Origin of the sequence: Flavobacterium soyae (assembly GCF_045348165.1) — a bacterium.
Lineage (GTDB): Bacteria > Bacteroidota > Bacteroidia > Flavobacteriales > Flavobacteriaceae > Flavobacterium > Flavobacterium soyae.
This window is the reverse complement of record NZ_CP150845.1, coordinates 5,052,310-5,075,133: the sequence shown is the minus strand read 5'-3', so window position 1 is coordinate 5,075,133 and position 22,824 is coordinate 5,052,310. Positions and strand designations below refer to the sequence as shown.

The following is a 22,824-nucleotide window of genomic DNA, read 5'->3' as shown; positions in this document are numbered from 1 at the left end:
ATGATTTTTACCCCTCAAAGAGACCAAATGGATTGCGGACCTGCTTGTTTATGTATGGCAGCCAGTACTTATGGTAAAAAATATTCATTACAATACTTGAGGGATAATTCGTTTATAACTCGGGAAGGAGTTTCTTTATTAGGTATTGCAGAGGCCGCAGCCAAGATAGGCTTTGAAGTCCTTTCTGGTAGATTAACTATTGAAAGACTTAATCAAATGCCTTTGCCTTGTATTCTTCATTGGAATCAAAATCATTTCGTTGTCCTTGAAAAAATAAAAAAAAATAGACTGACAAGAAAAAAAACGTATAAAATTGCTGATCCGGGCTACGGTTTGATTGTATTAAATGAAGAAAAGTTTGTAAAGTCCTGGTTGTCTGATGAAAATAATGGAATTGCTTTGTTTCTTGAACCAACTGAAAAGTTCTATGAATTAACTCCGCCTAAAGAAGAAAGATTAAAGATTAAATATATTTTTAATCATTTGAAACCATTCAAAAAACAATTAATCTGGCTTTTTATAATGCTTTTATTAGGGAGCGCTTTAAGTTTAGTTTTCCCTTTTCTAACTCAAAGTCTTATTGATAATGGTGTAAGCAAGAAAAACTTAAACCTGATAAGTCTTATTCTTTTAGCTCAGCTAGGTTTGTTTTTTGGGTCTATAACGATCGAAATAATTCGAAACTGGTTAATGCTTTATATAGGAACAAAAATTAGTATTAACATTATATCTGATTTTTTAAAAAAGTTACTGCAATTGCCAATTAAGTTTTTTGATACTAAAATGACCGGCGACTTTACTCAGCGTATACAAGATAATGAGCGTATTGAGCATTTTTTGACCTCTCAAAGTTTAGTTACTTTTTTTTCAATGATTACATTTTCGGTGTTCTTTGGAGTTCTTTGTTATTATGATGCTAAAATTCTTATCGTTTATCTTTTTCTTACTGTAATGTCTATCAGCTGGTCTTTTTATTGGCTCAAAAAGCGAAAAATTCTAGATTATTTTCTTTTTCAGCAGCGAAGCCAAAACCACGAATCCATTTTAGAAATCATCAATGGAGTAACTGAAATGAAATTAAATCAGTTTGAATATTTTAAGCGAAAAGAATGGGAAGAAATCCAAGCGAAATTATTTAAAATAAATATCCGAATTTTAAAATTAAACCAATTCCAGTTGTCTGGCTTTGAGTTTTTAAATCAATTTAAAAATATTTTAGTCACCTTTTTAGCAGCAAGTTTTGTTATAAAAGGACAAATGACTTTAGGACAGCTTTTAAGTGTATCTTATATAGTAGGGCAAATGAATAGTCCAATAAATCAACTTGTTAGTTTTTTTCGTTCTTTTCAAGATGCAAAACTCAGCTTAGAAAGATTGAATGAGGTACAAAACCATCCAACAGAAGAAGGAGATGATAATCTTTTAAAAATAAATAATATTAATACTCAATTTCCTTTAGGAATAAGAGGGGTGGATTTAAGTTTTCAGTATGAAGGACCTCAATCGTCCTTTGTATTAAAAGATATTAATTTTGTTATTCCTGAAGGTAAAATTACAGCGATTGTTGGTGCGAGTGGGAGCGGAAAAACTACTTTGCTAAAATTGTTATTAAAGTTCTATGAACCAACAAAAGGCAGGCTGTTATTTGAATCCGAAAATGTAAAAAATATTTCGGCCAAAAGTTTGCGTGAAAACTGTGGCGTTGTTATGCAGGAAGGGTTTATTTTCTCAGATACAATTGAAAGAAATATTGCAATGGGTGAAGAAATTATTGATCGGGAAAAAATGAAAAGGGCAGTAAAAATTGCCAATATTGAAAATTTTATTGAAACATTACCACTTGGGTATAATACAAAAATTGGGGCATCAGGAAATGGAATTTCTGGTGGTCAAAAACAGCGTATTTTAATTGCCAGGGCTGTTTACAAAAATCCGCATTATATTTTCTTTGATGAAGCAACATCTGCACTTGATGCTGAAAACGAAAAAATTATACATGATAATCTGCAGGAATTTTTTAAAGGAAAAACCGTTGTTATTATTGCACACAGATTGAGTACTGTAAAAAATGCAGATAATATCATAGTACTTAAAAATGGCGAAATTGTTGAACAGGGCAGCCATTCTGAATTAGTTTTTAATAAATCAGATTATTTTAATTTAGTAAAAAATCAACTAGAGCTAGGAAATTAGATTATTATATATTTTAATATAAAAAGCCTGTAAACATTATGTTCACAGGCTTTTCAGTATTTTGTAAAACAAATTTTAATTTGCTCCCGCAGCATTTTTATCTACAAGAAATAATAATTCTCCAGATACGGGTTTAATCAGCTGCATTGGGTAAGTTGAAGGATTGTATACCCCGGTTGTTACTTCTTTTAAAGCATGTGCTTTTTTCTCTCCAAAAGCCACTACGATAATCTTTTCGGCTTTGTTGATTAATGGCGCAGTCAGCGTAATGCGGTGCATACTTTGCGGTGCTAAATAATAAGCAGCAACCCATTTATTTTGTTCGTCTAAAACCGCTTCACGAGGAAAAAGAGAAGCCGTGTGTCCGTCGTCTCCCATACCTAATAAAATAAGGTCAAATTTTCCTTCATCACCTAAAACAGTTCTAATAGACTGCTCGTAAGTAACCGCAAAATCTTCTGGCGTAACACCATCTTTATACATTTCAAAAATATTTTCTGCCGGAATAGGAACGTGGCTTAATAATGTAGCGTAAGACATTTTTGCATTACTCAAATCATCATTTAGCGGAACCCAGCGTTCGTCTCCCCAAAATATAAAAACTTTACTCCAGTCAATTTTTGTTTTGTAAGCATCAGAAGCTAATAACTTGTAAATTCCTGCTGGAGAAGAACCTCCGGTAAGAACAGTTGTAAATTTGCCTTTTTCGGCAATAGCTTTCTGGGCAGATGCTGCAAAAAGATCTGCAGCTTTACTATTAATTTCTTCTATATTATTGTATATCTGTATCATTTAAAATTTCTTCTATTATTTGTGTATTTGGAATCCAGGCATGCCCTTGACGCGCCAATAATTCGTCTGCTTCTTCTGGCCCCCAGCTTCCCGCTTTGTAATTAGGAAAATTGGCTGGCGCAATAGTTTTCCATACCTGCTGAATCGTGTCAATAGCGTCCCAGGCCTCTTCCACCTGGTCCCAGCGCATAAATAGGGTAGGATCTCCTGCTAAAGCATCGGCGATTAATGTTTCATAAGCTTCCGGCGACATCGTAGAACAAGCGAAATAGTCAAATACCATTTCTGCAGGTCTTAACGAAAGCGAAAGCCCAGGCTTTTTGGTCATAAACTGCAGTTTAATGTCCATTGCAGGCTGGATATTGATGATTAGCCGGTTTGGTGTCATTCCTTCTTTCCCATAAGAAAATGAAGAATGCGGCACTGGTTTAAATTGTATAATAATAGAAGATTGTTTTTCTTCCATTCTTTTCCCGGAACGCAGATAAAACGGAATTCCCTGCCATCTCCAGTTGTCCAGATAAATTTTCATTGCTACATAAGTTTCTGTATTAGAATCTGGTGCAATTCCTTTATCCTGACGATATCCCAGAACCGGAACTCCTTTTATTTCGCCGGTATCGTATTGACCTCTTACAATATAATGATCTACTTCCTCAGGTTTGATACGGCGAATCGATTTTAGAACATCAGCTTTACGATTACGAATGTCATCTGCACTCAATGATGCAGGTGCTTCCATAGCGGTCATACATAAAATCTGAAGCAAATGGTTCTGAATCATATCCTTTAAAGCACCAACACCTTCGTAGAAACCTCCTCGTTCTTCAACGCCCACTTCTTCTGCAACGGTAATCTGAACAAAATCAATAAAATTACGGCTCCATAAAGGTTCAAACATCGAATTTCCAAAACGGAAAGCCAAAATATTCTGAACAGTTTCTTTACCTAAATAATGGTCAATTCTGTAAATCTGCTCTTCTTTGAAAGTCTGCGAAAGCATTTCGTTCAGTTCAATTGCCGAAGTTTTATCGTAACCAAAAGGTTTTTCAATAATAATACGGTCTTGCTTAGGATTTGCAGCAAGTCCAATCTTTTTGATATTGCTTGAAATCGTCGAAATAAAAGAAGGTGTAATCGAAAGATAGAAAAGACGATTAGCACGTTCGCCAAAAGCCAGATCAAAATTGTTGATTTTCTCGTTTAATCCGATATACGATTCTTCTTTATCAATATCAAGACTGTGATACGTAATGTGCGAAAGAAATTTTTCAGTTTCAGGATCAGAAACTCCTTTTCTTCTTGAAAAAGTATTTAGGTTTTCTAATACATAACTGCGAAAATCTTCATTAGTTTTTTCTGCTCTTCCAAGAGCAATAATCTGAAACTTTTCAGACATACGTCCGTCAAGGTACAGATTTTGAAATGCGGGAAAGAGCTTTCTCTTTGCTAAATCTCCGGTTCCTCCAAAAATAACAATGATTGTTGGATTCTTAAGTTTATTTTTAGTCATTGTGTGTAGTTGTGTTGCTTTAAGTTGTTTATTCAGACCATTGTGTGTGGAAAACACCTTCTTTGTCAATACGCTCATAAGTATGCGCCCCGAAGAAATCACGCTGCGCCTGAATTAAATTTGTTGGCAGATTTGCAGATCTGTAAGCATCAAAATAAGCTAATGAATTCATCAATCCTGCAACTGGTAATCCTTTTTGAACCGCAAACTGAACAGCAGTTCTCATTCCGGCTTGGTTTTCTGATAATTTAGAAGCAATTCCAGCATCCAAAAGTATATTTGGTAAATCTGATTTTGTAACAAATGCTTTTCTGAAATCTTCTAAAATAGTCGCACGAATAATACAGCCGCCGCGCCAAATTTTAGCAACAGTTTCTAAGTTTAATCCGTAATTGTATTCTTTAGAAGCCGTATGAAGCTGTGCTAATCCCTGCGCATAAGTTACAACAATAGAAAGGTATAATGCCGATTTTAAGGCAGCAATTGCTTCGCTTGTATTTACATTACTTTCTGCAGCGTTCCAAACTAATTTTTTAGCAGCTTCAATTCTTTCAGGTTTAGTTTTAGACATATCGCGCATGTTAACCGCAGCATCGATAGTTGGAACCGGAACCTGTAAATCCATTGCGTTTTGCGAAGTCCATTTTCCTGTTCCTTTGGATTTTGCCCAGTCTGAAATTTTATTGATTAAAAGACTTCCGTCTTCATCTTTTTGTTTTAAAATCTTTCCGGTAATTTCGATCAAATACGATCTAAGATCATCCGTTTGGTTCCACTCTTCAAAAGTTTTCTGAATCGTTTCGTCATCCAGATTATAACCTTTTTTCATTAAGTCATAAATCTCAGAGATCAATTGCATAATTCCGTATTCGATTCCGTTGTGAACCATTTTTACATAATTACCTGCAGAACCATTTCCTAGATATTCTACACAAGGCTCTCCGTCTACTTTTGCTGCAATCGCTTCAAAAATAGGACGAAGTCTTTCGTATGCTTTCTGGTCACCGCCCGGCATCATTGCAGGACCGAAACGAGCTCCTTTTTCACCTCCTGAAATTCCCATTCCAAAGAAATGGATTCCTTTTTCAGATAATTCCAAAAATCTTCTGTCAGTATCGGTAAAATAAGTATTTCCGCCATCGATTATAATATCTCCTTTATCTAAATGCGGTAATAAACTTGCGATTGCGCTGTCAACCGGTTTTCCGGCAGGAACCAATAGCATAATCGCTCTTGGCTGTTGAATAAGTGATGTAAAATGTTTAACATCTGTTGTTGCTTCAATGGTATCATCCGGACCCGCTTCCTGCTGAAGAGAGTTGACTTTTTCGGTGTCTAAGTCTAGACCAGCCGCCGCGAAGTTATGGCTTGCAATATTTAAAAGTAGGTTACGGCCCATTACACCAAGTCCTACAATTCCAAAATCGAATTTGCTCATAGTTTTTAATTAACTAAATTATTAGAAGAATGTTTTGCAGCAAAAAAGTAAGAGAAAGTATGGTAATTCTTTTTCAATCAATGTTTTGCAGAAAAACAAAGTTTATTTTAATCTTACATTTCAAAATGTAGAGCGCTAAGTTAGAGAAAAATGCTGAAAAATAAGGAGTAAAATAGTTCACTTTTGGGGTTTATTGTGATACTTTTTTAAGTGTTGAAATTAAACTTATTTTGAGTTTTAAGTTTGTTTGAAAGTGAAAACAAAAGTTGTTCGTTATTTTACAATTTTCTGTCTGAAGGAATGAATTACTTTGGAAAAAAAATTATTAGAAATGAAAAGAACACTTATTTTAAACGGATTACTGATGCTTACCTTTTGGTGTAATGCACAAACTTCAAATCCTGCATTGAAAAATGTCAGAAAGATTATAGAAGCTAGTAATGAAATTTATGCAGATCTCGCTAACAAAAATGACGGATCTATTCTCACCAGATATACTAAGGATGCCTGTTTGTTTCCGCCCAATGCTGCACCTATATGTGGAAGTACACAAATAGCTGCATTCTTTAAAAACGGGCCTAAAGTACAAGTTAAGTTTATCATTCAAAACTTATATGGAGACGGCAAAACGGCTGTAACAGAAGAAAGTTATTATGAGATGACCGATCTGGAAGGTAAAAAAATAGACGATGGAAAAGTGATTGTTATTTGGAAGAATACAAAAGACGGCTGGAAAATGCACCGCGACATGTTTAGCAGCAACCATCCGGCAAAATAAATCTAAAAACCAACATTGACAGCTTCTTGAAAATCGGCACCATTTTTTAGCAGTGAAGATCGCGATGAAAAAGGAGTAATGCCTGTAAATTTTTTAAACTCTTTAATAAAATGTGCCTGATCATAATATCCGCAGTCGCAGGCTATAGTAGTTAATGATTCAGAAGTATTAAGGACTAAATGCAGGCTTTTATTGAATCGTATTACAGAAGTAAATGCCGAAGGACTTATTCCAACATTTGACAGATAAAGTTTTTGAATATATCTTTCTGATAATCCGGAATTTTGGGCTAAGGCAGGTAAATCTAATGAATTAGTAACAAAAAGATTCTGATTGAGACCTTGAAGCATCAATACTTTCTTTAATCGGGTTTCGTATTTTTTCAGCTGCTGCACAAAGTGATTTTCTAAGATATTGATTTTGGAGGCAAGTCCATCTGCCTCCATTATTTTTTCGTACAGCTCCCTGTTTTCAACTTGTGCTACATCGTACATGTCTGTAGCATAATTGGTGAATTCTGATAATGGATCAGAGAAAAACAACGCACTGGCATGCGGATAAATTCGTGCTATAAGTACAGAAGTCCCTTTTGCAACGGTAAGGCGGGCAGGAAGGGTTAAGTGTCCCAGAAGCTCGATAGCCGGAGTATCTTTTCGTCTGCCATTGATAATAGTAGCCGCCATTCCTTCAGAAATATTGATAATCAGGTCTACATAACCGCTTGGATAAAATACTTCATTGTTAAGATCCTTTTCAATCGTAACAATAGTATAATTCTTTATATACGGAGCTAAACTGGCGGAAGGTAAAATCTGCATCTGATTTTTATCTTAATTTTGAAATTAATTTGTTGATTTACAGCTGATTCTAAATTAAAAATAAATTTGATAGAAATAGATATAAAATGAAAATAAAAAAGCTCGAAAAACTTTTGTTTTTAGGACTTTGCAGGTTTGTATGACCACAATTGAACAGTCAATGTTTTTTTGCTGCAAAAAATATGATTTTAATATAAAAAAAGCCTGTAAACTCAATGTTTACAGGCTTTTTTGTGGAAATTATTAAAGCTGGAAAGTATTAATTATTTGTGACAAGTTAACAACTCTAAGAGAATATGTCTATATTTTTGATTGATAAATCCATCTTAATAAAGGGCATTATGTATAATTTTATTTTCAGTTTAGGACTCAGTTGTTTGATCTTGAGTTTTATTGAATAAGATTGTTAGTTACTAGTAATAGATTTTTGTTTTGTTTGATAGGGAGATTAATTAACTATTTAATCTCCCTTGTTTGTATTAGGCTGAGATGATTTAATAAATATATGATTTATATGAAAAGAGAGAATTTTAAAATTAAAAAGAATAGTTCTTTAAAAAAGGCTTTACCAATTTTTATACTGCTGTTTTTTTGTGCGGTCAAAGGGTATTGCAAAAATGAAGAAAAAACAAAAAGCGCATTAGCAGTAATAGAAAGACTTATAGGTAATCGTGCCAGCGAGTTTGAATTAAGTATTATTGAAAACAAAGAGCATAATAAATCAGATTGGTTTGAAATCGAAACAACAGGCAGTCAGGTAAAAATTAAAGCATCAAATAATACTGCGATTTGTTATGCCGCTTATAATTTTCTTAGGGATATTGGTGCAGTTTTAGTAAGCTGGGAAGGAAAGAGAGTCAATTTGCCAAAGTCGTGGCCAAAGTATTCTAAAAAAGGAAATACACCATTTGAATACAGAGAATATTTAAATGCCTGTACTTTTGGCTACACAACTCCGTGGTGGGACTGGAAACGCTGGGAACAGGAAATCGACTGGATGGCAGTGCACGGCATTAATCTTCCAACGGCAATGGAAGGCCAGGAAGCAGCGTGGCAGGAATTATGGAAAGAGTACGGTTTGACCAGCACTCAGTTAGAAGCACATTTTACAGGACCGGCCTTTTTGCCGTGGCAGCGTATGGGAAACATCAACAGTCTTGAAGGGCCATTGCCGCAGGAATGGTTCAGTAAAAAAGAAGAGCTTCAAAAGAAAATCTTAGACAGAATGAGAGCATTAGACATGCATCCTGTTGTACCTGCTTTTAGTGGTTATGTGCCTAAAGCTTTTGCCGAAAAACACCCGGAAGCCAAAATAAGTGAATTAAAATCATGGTCTGGCGGCGGTTTTGAAAGTACTTTTTTATTGGATTCTAAAGATCCTTTATTTAAAAAAATCGGAAAACGCTTTATTGAAATTTACACTAAAATGTACGGAAAGTCTAATTTTTATTTAGCAGATTCTTTTAATGAAATTAGGCCTCCGGTTTCTGAACATAATAAATATGAAGAACTTTCAAATTACGGAAGCACAATTTATGAAACTATTAATGAAGCAGCTCCTGGTGCAGTATGGGTTATGCAGGGATGGCTTTTTGGAGACGATAAAGAATTTTGGACAAAAGAAGCCACAAGTGCATTTCTAAGTAAAGTACCAAATGACAGACTAATCATTCAGGACTACGCCAATGACAGATATAAAGTATGGGAAAATCAGGAAGCCTTTTATGGAAAACAATGGACATATGGTTATGTACATAATTATGGAGGATCAAATCCTGTTTATGGAGATCTTAATTTCTACAAAAATGAATTGACGAGTCTGCTAAAAAATAAAAACAAAGGCAATGTTGTGGGCTACGGAGTTATGCCGGAAGGCTTAAATAATAATTCGATAGTTTATGAATACATCTATGATCTTGCATGGAGTAAGGGAGAACAGCCTATAGATGACTGGCTCAATAAATATCTGGATGCGAGATACGGGAAAAAGACTTCTGCTTCTGTTTTTCAGGCATGGCAATTATTGCTGGAATCTGTTTACAATATTAAATATTGGGAAACCCGCTGGTGGAATGATAGGGCTGGAGCGTATTTGCTTTTTAAACGTCCGACCGTGACAATTACAGAATTTAAAGGAAATCCCGGAGATAAGAAAAAACTAAAAGAAGCTTTAGATATTTTAAACAAAGAAGCTAAAAAGTACGATAAAAAGAATCTTATTCAATACGATTTAATTGATGTTTCAAGACATTATTATTCACTCTGTATTGATGAAGATTTGATAGAATGTGTAAAAGCGTACCAGCAGAAAGACATTACAAAAGGAGACCAGCTGTTTAAAAAGATAGAAAAACAAGCTTTGGATATTGACAAAATCATGATCGGGCAGCCTTTAAACAGTCTTGATAATTGGATAGAATCAGCCTCAGCATACGGAAGTTCTCCGGAGGTGTCTAAGTTGTACGTAAAAAATGCAAAAACATTAATTACACTTTGGGGCGGAGAAGGACATTTGAATGATTATGCTTCAAGATCATGGCACGGAATGTATAAAGGGTTTTACTGGCCAAGATGGAAAATGTTTTTAGAGGCTCTAAAAAAATCAGCAGTTAATAATAATCCATTTGATGAAACAAAAGAAAGTGAATTAATCAAAAATTGGGAAATTAATTGGTCTGAAAGTAAATAAATAAAATACAAAGGCAGCAATTAATACGTATATAAGCAAAATATAACTTAAACTTTTAACCATTACCTTAAACTATACTGAATATATGAAATGAAATCTTTACGAAATCGATTAATTAATAAGTTTTTAACTATAGAATTTTAAAAAAAACAACTTTGTGAAGCCTTGTCGTTATTGACTTTAAAGAAATTATCCATGTTTCTGAATAACATGTCCATTTGTTAACATTTCTTTAGCATTAATTTCGTCAATACTATTTTAACCAATTAACCAAAAAAACAATGGAAAAACTTAAACTTTTATTATTAGCCTTCTTTCTTGGCTTCTCAATTAATACCTGGGCCCAAAAAACAGAAGTGTCCGGTATAATTTTAGATGACAAAGGTATTCCTCTTCCAGCCGCTAATGTGCTTGAAAAAGGTACAACCAATACTGTAACAACAGATTTTGATGGGAAATTTAAACTTTCAGTCTCAAATAAAAATGCTGTACTGATTATTTCTTTTATGGGATTTAATGATTTACCACTAAAATTAGATGGTTCAAAAACAAACTATACCATTAAGTTACAGCCTACGACAACCAACTTAGAACAAGTAGTAGTGGTTGGTTATGGTAAAGGATCTCGTAAAAACCTTACTACTGCTGTAACTTCTGTTAAAGCTGAAGATTTAAACAGAGGAGCAATCAGTGATGTTGGACAGCTTTTGCAGGGTAAAGTTTCTGGTTTGAATATTTCATCAAGCGGCGACCCGACAAAAACAGCTTCTGTGGTTTTGCGTGGAGCTTCAACATTAAATAGTTCTCAAGGACCGTTTTATGTAATAGACGGTATTCCCGGAGTAGATATCTCAGTAATTGCCCCAGATGATATTGCAACTATCGATGTATTAAAAGATGCTGCTGCAACGGCAATCTATGGTAACCGTGCCGCAAATGGAGTTATTATGGTAACGACAAAAAAAGGAAGTAAAGGCAGAACGCAGATTGCATACAATGGTTATGTTGGCTGGGAAGAAGTTTCAAATAATCTGGACATGATGGATGCAGATCAGCTTAGAGCTTTTACAACTAAAAACAATTTGAACTTTACTCCGGAAAATGACAAAGGTGCTAATACAAACTGGCAAAAAGAAATTTTAAGATCAGGATATGCAGCATCAAGCAGCCATAACTTATCGATGAGCGGCGGCGGAGATCATGGAAACTATACAGCAAGTATTACTTCGCTTAATAAAGAAGGTATAATGCTAAAAAGTGATTTTTCCCGTATCATTGCCCGCTTATCTGTTGAACAATTTGCTTTTGATGATAAGGTTAAATTTGGTTTAAATGTTACTAATTCTAGTACAAAATATAAAAATGTACCACAGAGAAATACTGTTCTTTTGCAGGCAGCAAGCTATCTTCCTGTTTCTCCGGTAAGAAATGCTGATGGAAGTTTTTTTGAAAACTTTACCAGTCCGGGATATTTTAACCCAGTGGCTTTAATTGAACATGGTACTGATGAAACTAAAACGGAAAACCTTGTAGGTAACCTTACTGCAGAAGTAAAACTTCCTTTTGGATTTACTTATAATTTGAATTTAGCACACCAAAGATTAACGTCGGCTCATGGAGAATTTTATGACAGTTATTATTCACAATACAACAGTGCCAACTTTTACAACAACCCAGATCCGCCTTTGACAAAAACATTGGTTAATTTTGGTATAAATGGTTCAGCATTGAGAAATTCTTACGAAACCAGAAATAATATTATTGAAAGCTTCCTTACTTGGGATAAATCAATAGGAGAGCATAAAATAAAAGCGGTTATAGGTTATTCATGGCAGGAAAATACATTAGGAGACGGATTTCAGGCTACAACAACTAACTTTCCGGTAGATAATGTAGGATACAACAACCTTGCTTTAAGTAATTACACTTCGGTTAATGGTTATGTAGTAAATTTTGGAGATAGTAAAGCATACCAAAAAACACGTTTAATATCCTATTTTGGACGTTTAAATTACAATTACAAAGACAGGTATCTTTTACAGGGATCACTTAGAAGAGATGGCGGATCTATGTTTGGAGCAAATAATCGCTGGGGGTATTTCCCTTCTGTAGGTGGTGCATGGAGAGTAGATAAAGAAAGTTTCATGCAGAATCAAAACATTTTTAGTGATTTGAAATTCCGCGGAAGCTGGGGGGTAACAGGAAACTCTTCTGGATTTAATGCATACACAGCTCAGTTTATTTCCGGAAGTTTAGGAACTTTCTATTATAACGGACAACAAATTGGAGCTTATGGACCTAACCAGGCAGCTAACCCTGATTTGAAATGGGAAAAAACAGCTACAGCAAATATTGGTGTTGACTTCTCAATATTAAAAGGAAAAGTATCAGGTTCCGTTGATGTATACGATAAGAAAACAACAGACATGATTTTTAACTACAACGTAAATCCGGTACTTGTACCAGTAGGAAACATTGTAGCAAACGGAGGAACAATGTCTAATAAAGGTATTGAGGTTAGTTTAAACACAACTCCGGTTAAAACGGCAAATTTCAGCTGGACAACTAATCTGAATTTGGCACACAACAAGAATGAGATCGTTAAATTAACCAGCCCATTCTTTGTTGGTGGAGATTCTATCCGTCGTGTACAGCCAGATGGTGGTGGACAAACAGGAAGTACATTACAGATTTTTAAAGAAGGAAAACCTTTAGGACAGTTCTTTACATTGAAATACGCAGGGAAAAACGCAGCCGGAGTTTCGCAGTATTATGATAAAAATGGTAATTTGACTACTACACCTCAAATTGGAGTAGATTATCATTATGCAGGAAGCGCCCAGCCAAAATTATTAGTAGGATGGGCAAATAATTTTCAATACAAAAAATTTGATTTAAGTATTTTCTTCAGAGGAGTTTTTGGTAATAAAATTTTCAATGCTACGCGTGCCGATTTATTCAGACCTAGCACTGCAATGACCAATAACATTTTAGTCGACGCAGGAAATGAGTCACCAAATGATTTAAACTCTTATAAATATTCGGATCGTTTTATAGAAGACGGCAGTTATGTAAGATTAGACAATATGACTTTGGGATATAATTTTGGTAAAGTGGGCAGGTATATAAGCAGTGTGCGTATTTACCAAACAGTAAATAACGTATTTGTTATTACTAAGTACAGAGGAATTGATCCGGAAGTTGAACAAGGAGGAACAGCTCCAGGTGTAGATTCAAATAATTTCTATCCAAAAACCAGAACTTATATGTTTGGTTTAAATGTGATCTTCTAAAAATTAAATGCTAAAAATTATGAAAAAGATATTAAAATATTTAGGGCTTCCGGTACTTATGACTGGTTTAATATGGTCTTGTGATGATCTAGATGTGCCTATTACAACACAATTAACACCCGAAGTTTTTCCCCAAAACTCAACACAGTACATTCAGACTACAGGACCCGTTTATACAGCATTTCGCGGTGAATTTTCATTTGCCTGGTGGTGGTCACAATCTTTAACAACAGATGAAGCTATTTTACCGGCAAGAGGAGGTAACTGGTTTGATAACAGAAATTATATTGCCATGCATTACCATGACTGGAATGCAGATAATGGTATCATAGGAAGTCTTTGGGACTGGTCGTCTAAAGTTATCGGAACCAGTAATCAGGCAATTTCAATTTTGAACCAGACAATGCCTGAAGGTTCAGATAAACAAACTTTGATTTCTGAATTAAAAACAATGCGCGCTATTTCTTATTTCATGTTAATGGATAGTTATGGAGATGTGCCTTTGGATACATTGTATGGAGATTTTTCTTCTCATGCTAAAACTCCCAGAAAAGACGTTTTCAATTTTATTGAGAAAGAATTAAAAAATGCAGTTCCTAGTTTAAATGCTGCATCGGGAGTTACAACTTATGGAAGACCAAATAAGCAGACTGCTAATGCAATGCTTGCTAAATTGTATTTGAACGCTGAGGTATATACAGGAACACAACGCTATAATGATTGTATTGCAGCTTGCGATCAGGTAATTAATTCTGGTTTATATGCTGTTGAACCAAGAGCAACTTATCTTCAAATGTTTTATCCGACTAACGGGCCGCTAATGAAAGAGTTTATTTTTGCAGTACCTTATGACCCGGCAGCAGTTACAGTTGGTTTTAACGGACAAATGTATCACGCACGCTACGATGTGCCTCGTTCTGAAAGAGCTAAATTTGGACTTCCTTTTACACCAAGTGCACCTAGAAGTACTCTTCCGGAATTTTATGCATACTTTAATGATGCAAATGATATACGCAGCAAACAATGGCTTACAGGTCCACAATACATGAATGATGGTGTTACTCCGGTAATGGTTACAACAACTAAAAAAGGATACGATCAGTTTTATACAGGATCGGATGGAGGTGCAGCATATACCTATCAGGTAGACTTGACACCAAACATTGTGCTTCGTCAAAGTGTAACTTTATTTGATCTTGGAAACGATGAAATTGCCTGGAACATGGGATATAGAAATATTAAATTCTATCCGGATGCTACTTCAACAAATCGTAACCAAAAGAACGACGTTCCTTTCTTGCGTTATTCAGATGTACTTTTAATGAAAGCAGAATCTATTCTTCGTGGCGGAAGTATAACATTAGGACAAAATGCTGATGCATTAGTAAATATGGTTCGTTCTAACCGTACAACATCTGCAGCTTTGAGCGGTGTAAGTTTAGAGGAACTTTATAAAGAAAGAAGCCGTGAGTTTACCTGGGAAGCATGGCATAGAAATGATATGATCCGTTTTGGAAAATATGAAGGACAATGGGGCTACAAAACCAATACAGATGTTTACCGTCGTGTTTTCCCAATCCCAACCAACGCTATGGTTTTAAACCCGGCTTTGACCCAAAATGATGGATATTAAAAATATGAATTTAATTAAGTACACATTGTAGCTCAATTTAAATTTTGAAAAGGAGAGGAGAGTAAAAACTCTTCTCCTTTTTTACTAAAAGAAAACTGCTTTTTTCAGTTGATCGTGAGAATCAGTTTAGTTTCATTTTTTGAATAAACACAAAGCTTAATTGAATGCCGTTCCAGAAATCAATGAAAGATTAAGCTTTGTAATATTCTTTCAATTTATGTTTTGAGAATACATTAAAACCCAGCAATTCTCAGGTAAATCCTGTGCCTTATATTTTCGATTTAGAAATAAACCAACTATTGCCCCAACAATACAAAACGAATAAATGGAACTAAATAAAATCTATAAAATAGGACGCATTGGAGTAAGTTTAGTTCTTATTTTTTTAGTGTCATGTAAAGCCCAAAAAGAAGTTTCTTTAAAAAAGAAACAACTATCAGATATGGTTTATCCGCAGCTGGACACAGAAAATTCCAGATGGTTTTACTTTTCATCAGCAAGCCGTCCGTTTGGTATGGTAAACTTAAATCCTGATACCGAAATTAACGGCGATTGGGGAGGCGGTTATAAATATACTACAGATACAGTTAAAGGTTTCAGCCACATTCACGAATGGCAGATGTCAGGCGTATCAGTAATGCCCGTAACAGTTTCTGCTGAAAACAAACAAACTATTTTTAAAGATTTTTATTCCAAATTCAGTCATCAAACCGAAATTATAACACCAGGATATCATTCAATAAAATTAAATAGATATCAAATAACTGCAGAATTAACCAGCACGCCAAGAGTTGGTTTTCATAAATATACTTTTCCTATAAAGGCACAAAAAGCAGTTCTTTTTAATTTGAACACTATTTTAGGGCCTTGCGAAAATACAAACGGAAAATTAGAAAAAAACAATGATTATGAACTTTCCGGATCATTAGTTTTGAGTACCAATTTTAGACGTCCAAAACCACTAACAGTATTTTTTAAAATTAAAACAAATGAGCCCATTACTTCTTTAGAAATAGATAATGTGACGGGTAATTATTTGGTTAATTTTCATAAAACAGCCGAAAAAATATTGATGAAAGTAGGAATATCCTACACCTCAATTGAAAATGCCAATAATAATATTGAAACCGAATTACCACATTGGAATTTTAATAAAACAATCTCTGATTCCAGAAAAGAATGGAGTGATTTATTAGGAAGAATAAAAATAGAAGGAGGAACAGTAACCGATCAGAGAAGATTTTATACTGATCTATGGCATGCCCTGCAAGGAAGAAAAACGATCAGTGATGCAAATGGAGCTTATCCTGATAATACAGGTGCTAAATTCAGGGTGGGGCATCTACCTTTAAATGCTGACGGAAAACCGAAATTCAATCATTATAATTCAGATGCTTTTTGGGGAGCACAATGGACAATAAATAATCTTTGGGGACTTGTATATCCTGAAATTATGGAAGAATTTGTGTATTCTTTAATGCAGTATTATAAAGACGGCGGTATAATTCCGCGCGGTCCTTCAGGAGGAAATGACACTTATGTAATGACAGGAGCCTCAGCAACGCCTTTTATTGTAAGCGCCATTCAAAAAGGAATAGTCAAAGAAGATTTGGAAGGGATTTATACTGCACTCAAAAAAAATCATATGCCGGGCGGTATTATGGAAAAAGCCGGATATGAACATAATACCAATATTGGCGGCGGATTAAAATATTATTTAGAAAAAGGATATGTGCCGTACCCGCTTCCCGATGGTAATTTCGGAAGCCATGAAGACGGTGTAAGCCAGACTTTAGAATATGCATATCAGGATTGGACTTTGGCGCAATTGGCAAAAAAACTAAACCATGAAGAGGATTATAATTATTTTATGAAAAGAGCAGAAAACTATAAAAATGTTTTTGATGCAAAAATAGGCTGGATGCGTCCGAAAAATGTTGAAGGAAAATGGCGTGAAGATTATGATCCGTATCAATACGAAAATGGATTTATAGAATCGAATGGAGCGCAGTCAACGTGGTTTGTACCACATGATATTGAAGGATTAGCCGCTTTAATGGGAGGAAAAGAAAAAGCTGCCGCAAAATTGAACACGCAGTTTGAAACAGCCAAAAAACAAAAATATACTTCCGGGACATCACACGATGCAGAATTGCACCCGGAGTTTAGCAGAATTCCAGTTAATTTTGGAAATCAGCCCTCTATGCAGACATCTAATATTTTTACCATATTAGGAAGACCGGATTTAACGCAGTATTGGACAAGAAACGTAGTAAAAGAAACTTTCAGCGGATTATCTCCCGCAACCGGTTATAACGGAGACGAAGATCAGGGATTAATGGGGAGTCTGAATGTATTGCTTAAATTGGGTTTATTTCAAATGAATGGCGGTACAGACAAAGATGCTGTTTATCAAATAGGAAGCCCTATATTTAATAAAATTTCAATAGACTTAAATCCGAAATACTATACAGGTAAAACATTTGTGATAAAAGCAAATAATAACAATCCTGAAAATGTGTATATAAAAGACATCAAATACAACAATAAAATTGTAAAAGATTTTACTCTTTCGCATAAGGAGATCACCAATGGAGGTGAATTAATTTTAGAAATGTCAAATTAAATGCTTGCAATAATTTTTTTGCCACAGATTTCACAGATTATTCGGATTATTTTTAAAATCATTGTAATCCTTTAAATCTGTGGCTAAAAAATAGTTCAAAGAAATAAATAAGTAATGAAAATATACAGTAAAAATATACTTTTAGGAATATCATTTTTGTTTACAATAATCATTAATGCCCAGCAGACAGTACATCAATATGTAGACCCAATGATTGGATCAGAAGGAGTAGGCAGGGTTTTTATTGGTCCTTCATGTCCTTACGGAATGGTAAAACCAAGCCCGGACTGTACCTCGAGTCCAAACAGCGGCTGGCTTCCAATACCGAAAGAAGTAACAGGTTTCAGTCAGGTGCATGTGAGCGGAACGGGCGGAGGCCCTAAATACGGAAATATTCAGATAATGCCGTTTTCCGGTGCTTTAGATAAACTGGACCAGACTTCTTTCAGGGCAGAAGAAAATGTAAAACTGGGGTACTATGAAACCGTTTTCAAAGAAAATAAAATCAAAACCGAAATAACTACAGGTGAAAAAGTATCCTTTTACAGATTTACTTACCCAAAAAACACATCCAAAGAATTAAAAATTGACCCCGGATTTTTTCTGGGAGAAGAAAAAATTCCTGATGCCAGAGAAGCACAGCAGTTTGTAGGTTCTCAGATCGAAATTGTTTCAGACACCGAAGTTCGGGGATACAGCAGAATAAGAGGAGGCTGGAATAACGGACGCGCTTATACTGTTTACTTCTGGGCCGTTTTCGATCAGCCAATTGCAAAATATGTAACCTTTAAAGCCGGAAAGTTTTATAACAATCAAAAAGCACAATTTGATTCAGGAAAAAAAACAGCAGCCTTGCTTTCTTTCGGAAACACAGGAAAAGAAGAACTGAATGTCAAAATCGGAATCTCATTTTTAAGTGAATTAAAAGCAAAAAATAACATCGAAGTTGAAATTCCGCATTGGGATTTTAATACCGTTTTATCCACTTTAGAAAATAAATGGGAAAACTTATTAAGCCGAATTAAATTATCTGAGGATACTTCAGAAGAGTATAAAAAAATGTTCTACACCGGTTTATATCATACGATGATTATGCCGGTTGACCGGACAGGAGAAAATCCGTTATGGACAAATGATGAACCTTATTATGATGATTTTTATACGATTTGGGACACTTTTAGAACCTCAAGCCCATTAATTACATTGATAGATTCTAAGCGTAAAGTAGAAATAATCAATGCCATGCTGAACATTTACAAACGCGAAGGTTATTTACCCGAAGGAAGAAGCGGCAACGATAACGGACGAACTCAGGGTGGTTCTAACGCTGAGGTTGTTTTAGCAGATGCTTTTGTAAAAAACTTAAAAGGAATAGATTACGAACTGGCACTGCAGGCAATGCTCAAAGACGCCACAGTTCCGCCGGGAGGAAATGAAGAAAAAGAAGGAAGAGGCGGACTGATAGATTACCTGAAATTAGGATATGTTCCTTATGGCACAGACCGCGCAGGAAACCGAACAATCGATTATGCGTACAACGATTATAATATTGCCGTAGTAGCAAAAGGATTAGGAAAAACAGATTTGTATAATCAGTATATCAAACAAGCCGACAGCTGGCAGAATTTATGGCGTTCTGATTACGAAAATAACGGAGCCAAAGGATTTATTATGCCAAAAGACAAAGACGGAAAATGGCTGGATGATGTTGTTTTCGGAGAATCAAAAATCCAGAAACCTACTTTTAAATATACGCCTGTAATTATCGAATCGCCTTGGTATGTCTGCCATTGGTGCGTTTTCTTTTACGAAGGAAATTCATGGGAATATTCATTGAGCATTCCACACGATGTTCCGGAACTGGTTCGTAAATCAGGAGGAGAAAAAGCGTTTGAAGACAGATTGAATACTTTCTTTAATTCAGATTTGTATAATGTTGCCAACGAGCCGTCGTTTTTAACGCCCTGCCTGTATCACTGGATCGGAAAACCGTATTTGAGCAGCGACAGAATCAGAACCATTATCAAAAATAATTTCAATACTTCAAGAGAAGGACTTCCCGGCAACGACGATTCAGGTGCAATGTCTTCGTGGCTTGCTTTCCACATGATGGGATTATATCCAAATGCCGGACAGCCTTATTACCTGATTAATACGCCTTTGATAAAAGAAACGACGATGCAATTAGAAAACGGTAAAAAGTTTAAGATTACAGCTAAAAAAATGAGTGATAAAAACAAATATATAAAAGCTGCTTTTTTAAACGGAAAAAGCTATAACAAAGCGTGGATTTTACATGATGATATTAATAACGGAGGAGAATTGATTCTTGAAATGGATTCGAAACCTTCGGCTTGGGGAACTGCAGTTTTACCGCCGGCTAAATAAAACGATCAGCAAGATGAAAAATATAATTTTAGTTATTCTTTTTTGTACCGTTTATAAAACTGGAATAGCACAGAACTACATTCCGACACTAAAAAATAATACCGAACTGCATTATGTCTGCAAACTTCACGGACAGACCAGAACCTTGCAGCTTACGGCTGAAACAGCAGATAATGCGCTGGCTTTCAAATTGGAAACAAGAGGTGTAAAAAGCAAAATTGTGATGCTTCCTGAAGCGGTAAAAAACGGAAATACCTTAAGTTTTAATCAGGGAGAATACGCACCGGTTTTGAATTTAAAACCCACAGAAACTTTTTTTATGATATCGCAGTCGGCTTATCAGGATTTAGTAAAAAACAATTCTTTTGTGTACAATAATACGACTTATGTTCTGGACAAAAACGAAGATAAAAACGGCGTTTCCATTGACGGAAGATGGATAGATGCGTTACACGTAACCGCACAGATTGACGAAACTGAAATGTGGATCGTAAAAAATCCTGAATATCCTTTAATCTGTAAAGTAACTAAAAATCCGCTAGGGATTAATTTTACTTTGGTAAAGGTAACGGAGTAAAAAAATAGGTTTATTTTAAACACATAGAAACATAGGTTTAGAAATTTAGAAAAGAACTTTAAAAAAACTAGTTTTTGCACATAATCCCGATAGCTATCGGGATGTGTTAATGCAAGTGAAATGCTTTTTAACGGTACCGAAATCTATGTTTCTATGTGTTTCAAATTAAAAAGCTGACCTAACAGGATAATATTAAAATAATAAAAATGTCATTCAAAAATATCTTTTGTTCATTGATACTTTTAGTTCTGATTTCCTGTAAAACAGAACAGCATTTCGATGAGAAAAAGATCCAAATCGCTTTTATAGCCGATGTTCATTTACAAGATATTTTTGCAAAATTTGAAGACAACAATTATCAGGGAATCAAAAATCCGGTTACGGGCGAATATGCCAATATCAGAACGATGAATTCGCAGCTGCATTCAACCAGAATTTTTAATGAAAATTATTTTGCCTTTTTAGAAGCCTTAAATGATATTGTCAAAAGAGGTATCAAACAAGTTGTACTTCCGGGCGATTTCAGCGACGACGGGCAGCCTGTTCATGTACGCGGATTGAGAAAAATACTCAACGAATATTCTCAAAAATACGGGATTTCCTTTTTTGTAACGACCGGCAATCATGATGTTGTAAGACCATTTTCGCAGGATGCCGTTAAAACTGATTTTCTGGGTAAAGACGGAAAAGAGCAAATCATCAGCAGTTCTAAAAACAATTTCAATAAAAGTAAAAGTGAACTGGATCCCATTATCACAGCCGATATAAAAAACTGGGGTTACAAAGAAACCATTCGTGAAATGAGAGATTTTGGTTTTTTTCCAAAAAAGACCAATTTGTACTGGGAAACTCCTTTTTCTAACTACAGGTATGAGCATTATAATTTTGAAGAAGCCCAAAAAGAATCAGTTTTAGAAAAAAGAACGTATGCAATTAAAAACACCAGTTTATTTCTTCCAGATGCGAGTTACCTTGTCGAACCAATTAAAGGAATCTGGCTTTTAGCAATAGATGCCAACGCTTATGTACCGAACGAGAAATTATCGGGCCAGCCAGATAACCCGCATGATTTTTCGGGAGCCAATACAGGTTATAATAACGTTCTGATTTATAAAAGCCATCTGCTAAACTGGGTTAAAAAAGTTTCTGCGGAAGCAAAGAAAAGAGGAAAAATACTGATAGCTTTCAGTCATTATCCGATGGTTGAATTTAATGACAATGCATCACCGGAATTAAAACAGCTTTTTGGCGCTGATAAAATGCAATTGCAGCGAGTTCCTGATGAAGCAGCAGCACAGCAATTTGCAGATGCCGGCATTCAGGTCCATTTTGGCGGACATATGCATATCAATGATACGGGTGTAAGAACATCAGCAAAAGGTAATACATTGTTTAATATTCAGACGCCTTCACTTGCAGCATATATGCCGGCGTACAAAATATTGACCATTCATTCTGATTCTGAACTCGAAGTTGAAACTGTTGTAGTTGGCAAAGTCATTGATTTTAATAGTTTATTCCCTTTTTATGAAGAAGAATATACTCATTTGCAAAATAGTAAAAGGGATCATATTTGGAATAAAGAAATTCTAAAAGCCAAAGATTATAAAGAATTTACCACCTGGCATTTAAAAGAATTAGTACGTTTAAGGTTCTTGCCCGAAGATTTTCCAGCCGAATTTTTAGAATCAATTGTAAATCTTTCAGGCAAAAATTTATTAGAAATCAATAAAAATGCATCAGAAATTGATAAAGATCTGCAATCAAATTCTTTAACGATTTCCGATTTTGAATCATGGACTGGTTTTGATATGATTTTCGATTTTTACCGCTTAAAAAATGCCGATGAACTGGCGATTTCAGAAATTGGGAACAAGAAATTAAAACAATATGAATTGGTTTGCGGGCAGTTAAAAAGATCAAATGAGCCAAAATTGATTTTATGGGCAGAAATATTTTTAAAAACCATGAATGGGGAACCTTCCGATCATTTTAAAATTGATTTGAAGAATAATAAAATTGATAATTTATCTGTTAAATAATTTTGATATTTATTAAATCAAAAAGATTAAATTGCATTTATAAT

At 34.9% G+C, this 22,824-nt stretch carries 13 protein-coding genes; 9 read left to right on the top strand and 4 right to left on the bottom strand.

Features of this window, described 5'->3' with window-relative positions:
* Entirely contained in the window at positions 1-2,193 is a 2,193-nt protein-coding gene (locus AABD74_RS20915; protein ID WP_406844186.1) for a peptidase domain-containing ABC transporter, read from the top strand.
* Positions 2,194-2,268: 75 nt separating this feature from the next.
* On the opposite strand, the gene pgl is transcribed toward AABD74_RS20915, so the two are convergent.
* Genes pgl through gndA form a run of 3 tightly spaced genes read right to left on the bottom strand, consistent with a single transcriptional unit; the run spans position 2,269 to position 5,936 of the window.
* Entirely contained in the window at positions 2,269-2,985 is a 717-nt protein-coding gene (pgl, locus tag AABD74_RS20910; protein WP_406844185.1) for a 6-phosphogluconolactonase, read from the bottom strand.
* Positions 2,966-4,498 carry a glucose-6-phosphate dehydrogenase gene (gene zwf / locus AABD74_RS20905; RefSeq protein WP_406844184.1) on the bottom strand — a complete coding sequence of 511 codons (1,533 nt, stop codon included), beginning with the start codon at positions 4,496-4,498 and terminating at the stop codon, positions 2,966-2,968. Before zwf ends, pgl begins: the two co-directional genes overlap by 20 nt.
* Before the next feature lie 28 nt (positions 4,499-4,526).
* On the bottom strand, positions 4,527-5,936 hold the full coding sequence (gene gndA, locus AABD74_RS20900; RefSeq protein WP_406844183.1) for an NADP-dependent phosphogluconate dehydrogenase: 1,410 nt from the start codon (positions 5,934-5,936) through the stop codon (positions 4,527-4,529).
* A 331-nt stretch (positions 5,937-6,267) separates the two neighbouring features.
* On the opposite strand from gndA, the gene AABD74_RS20895 reads away from it, so the two are divergent.
* Positions 6,268-6,714 (top strand): hypothetical protein, encoded by a 447-nt coding sequence (locus tag AABD74_RS20895; protein ID WP_232679267.1) that lies wholly within the window; start codon positions 6,268-6,270, stop codon positions 6,712-6,714.
* A 2-nt stretch (positions 6,715-6,716) separates the two neighbouring features.
* On the opposite strand, the gene AABD74_RS20890 is transcribed toward AABD74_RS20895, so the two are convergent.
* The gene (locus AABD74_RS20890) at positions 6,717-7,532 is read right to left on the bottom strand and encodes a helix-turn-helix domain-containing protein (RefSeq protein WP_406844182.1); all 816 of its coding nucleotides are present in this window, start codon (positions 7,530-7,532) and stop codon (positions 6,717-6,719) included.
* Between the two features lie 514 nt (positions 7,533-8,046).
* On the opposite strand from AABD74_RS20890, the gene AABD74_RS20885 reads away from it, so the two are divergent.
* The 7 genes from AABD74_RS20885 to AABD74_RS20855 all read left to right on the top strand — a co-directional run bounded on the left by AABD74_RS20885 (position 8,047) and on the right by AABD74_RS20855 (position 22,780).
* Positions 8,047-10,221, top strand: coding sequence for an alpha-N-acetylglucosaminidase (locus tag AABD74_RS20885; protein WP_406844181.1), 2,175 nt, complete (start codon positions 8,047-8,049; stop codon positions 10,219-10,221).
* Positions 10,222-10,502: 281 nt separating this feature from the next.
* Positions 10,503-13,514: a SusC/RagA family TonB-linked outer membrane protein gene (locus AABD74_RS20880; RefSeq protein ID WP_406844180.1), complete on the top strand. Its 3,012-nt coding sequence runs from the start codon at positions 10,503-10,505 to the stop codon at positions 13,512-13,514.
* A 19-nt stretch (positions 13,515-13,533) separates the two neighbouring features.
* Positions 13,534-15,147 (top strand): RagB/SusD family nutrient uptake outer membrane protein, encoded by a 1,614-nt coding sequence (locus AABD74_RS20875; protein ID WP_232679271.1) that lies wholly within the window; start codon positions 13,534-13,536, stop codon positions 15,145-15,147.
* Positions 15,148-15,472: 325 nt separating this feature from the next.
* The gene (locus AABD74_RS20870; protein WP_406844179.1) at positions 15,473-17,773 is read left to right on the top strand and encodes a GH92 family glycosyl hydrolase; all 2,301 of its coding nucleotides are present in this window, start codon (positions 15,473-15,475) and stop codon (positions 17,771-17,773) included.
* A 114-nt stretch (positions 17,774-17,887) separates the two neighbouring features.
* On the top strand, positions 17,888-20,161 hold the full coding sequence (locus AABD74_RS20865) for a GH92 family glycosyl hydrolase (protein WP_406844178.1): 2,274 nt from the start codon (positions 17,888-17,890) through the stop codon (positions 20,159-20,161).
* Positions 20,162-20,174: 13 nt separating this feature from the next.
* Positions 20,175-20,738, top strand: a complete 564-nt coding sequence (locus tag AABD74_RS20860; protein WP_406844177.1) for a hypothetical protein — start codon at positions 20,175-20,177, stop codon at positions 20,736-20,738.
* A 206-nt stretch (positions 20,739-20,944) separates the two neighbouring features.
* Positions 20,945-22,780 (top strand): metallophosphoesterase family protein, encoded by a 1,836-nt coding sequence (locus AABD74_RS20855; protein WP_406844176.1) that lies wholly within the window; start codon positions 20,945-20,947, stop codon positions 22,778-22,780.
* The last annotated feature ends 44 nt before the right edge of the window (positions 22,781-22,824 follow it).

Coding starts and splice junctions, on each gene's coding strand:
- AABD74_RS20870 (WP_406844179.1), top strand. CDS start 15,473: ATGGAACTAAATAAAATCTATAAAATAGGACGCATTGGAGTAAGTTTA.
- AABD74_RS20855 (WP_406844176.1), top strand. CDS start 20,945: ATGTCATTCAAAAATATCTTTTGTTCATTGATACTTTTAGTTCTGATT.
- pgl (WP_406844185.1), bottom strand. CDS start 2,985: ATGATACAGATATACAATAATATAGAAGAAATTAATAGTAAAGCTGCA.
- AABD74_RS20865 (WP_406844178.1), top strand. CDS start 17,888: ATGAAAATATACAGTAAAAATATACTTTTAGGAATATCATTTTTGTTT.
- AABD74_RS20895 (WP_232679267.1), top strand. CDS start 6,268: ATGAAAAGAACACTTATTTTAAACGGATTACTGATGCTTACCTTTTGG.
- gndA (WP_406844183.1), bottom strand. CDS start 5,936: ATGAGCAAATTCGATTTTGGAATTGTAGGACTTGGTGTAATGGGCCGT.
- AABD74_RS20875 (WP_232679271.1), top strand. CDS start 13,534: ATGAAAAAGATATTAAAATATTTAGGGCTTCCGGTACTTATGACTGGT.
- AABD74_RS20890 (WP_406844182.1), bottom strand. CDS start 7,532: ATGCAGATTTTACCTTCCGCCAGTTTAGCTCCGTATATAAAGAATTAT.
- zwf (WP_406844184.1), bottom strand. CDS start 4,498: ATGACTAAAAATAAACTTAAGAATCCAACAATCATTGTTATTTTTGGA.
- AABD74_RS20915 (WP_406844186.1), top strand. CDS start 1: ATGATTTTTACCCCTCAAAGAGACCAAATGGATTGCGGACCTGCTTGT.
- AABD74_RS20880 (WP_406844180.1), top strand. CDS start 10,503: ATGGAAAAACTTAAACTTTTATTATTAGCCTTCTTTCTTGGCTTCTCA.
- AABD74_RS20860 (WP_406844177.1), top strand. CDS start 20,175: ATGAAAAATATAATTTTAGTTATTCTTTTTTGTACCGTTTATAAAACT.
- AABD74_RS20885 (WP_406844181.1), top strand. CDS start 8,047: ATGAAAAGAGAGAATTTTAAAATTAAAAAGAATAGTTCTTTAAAAAAG.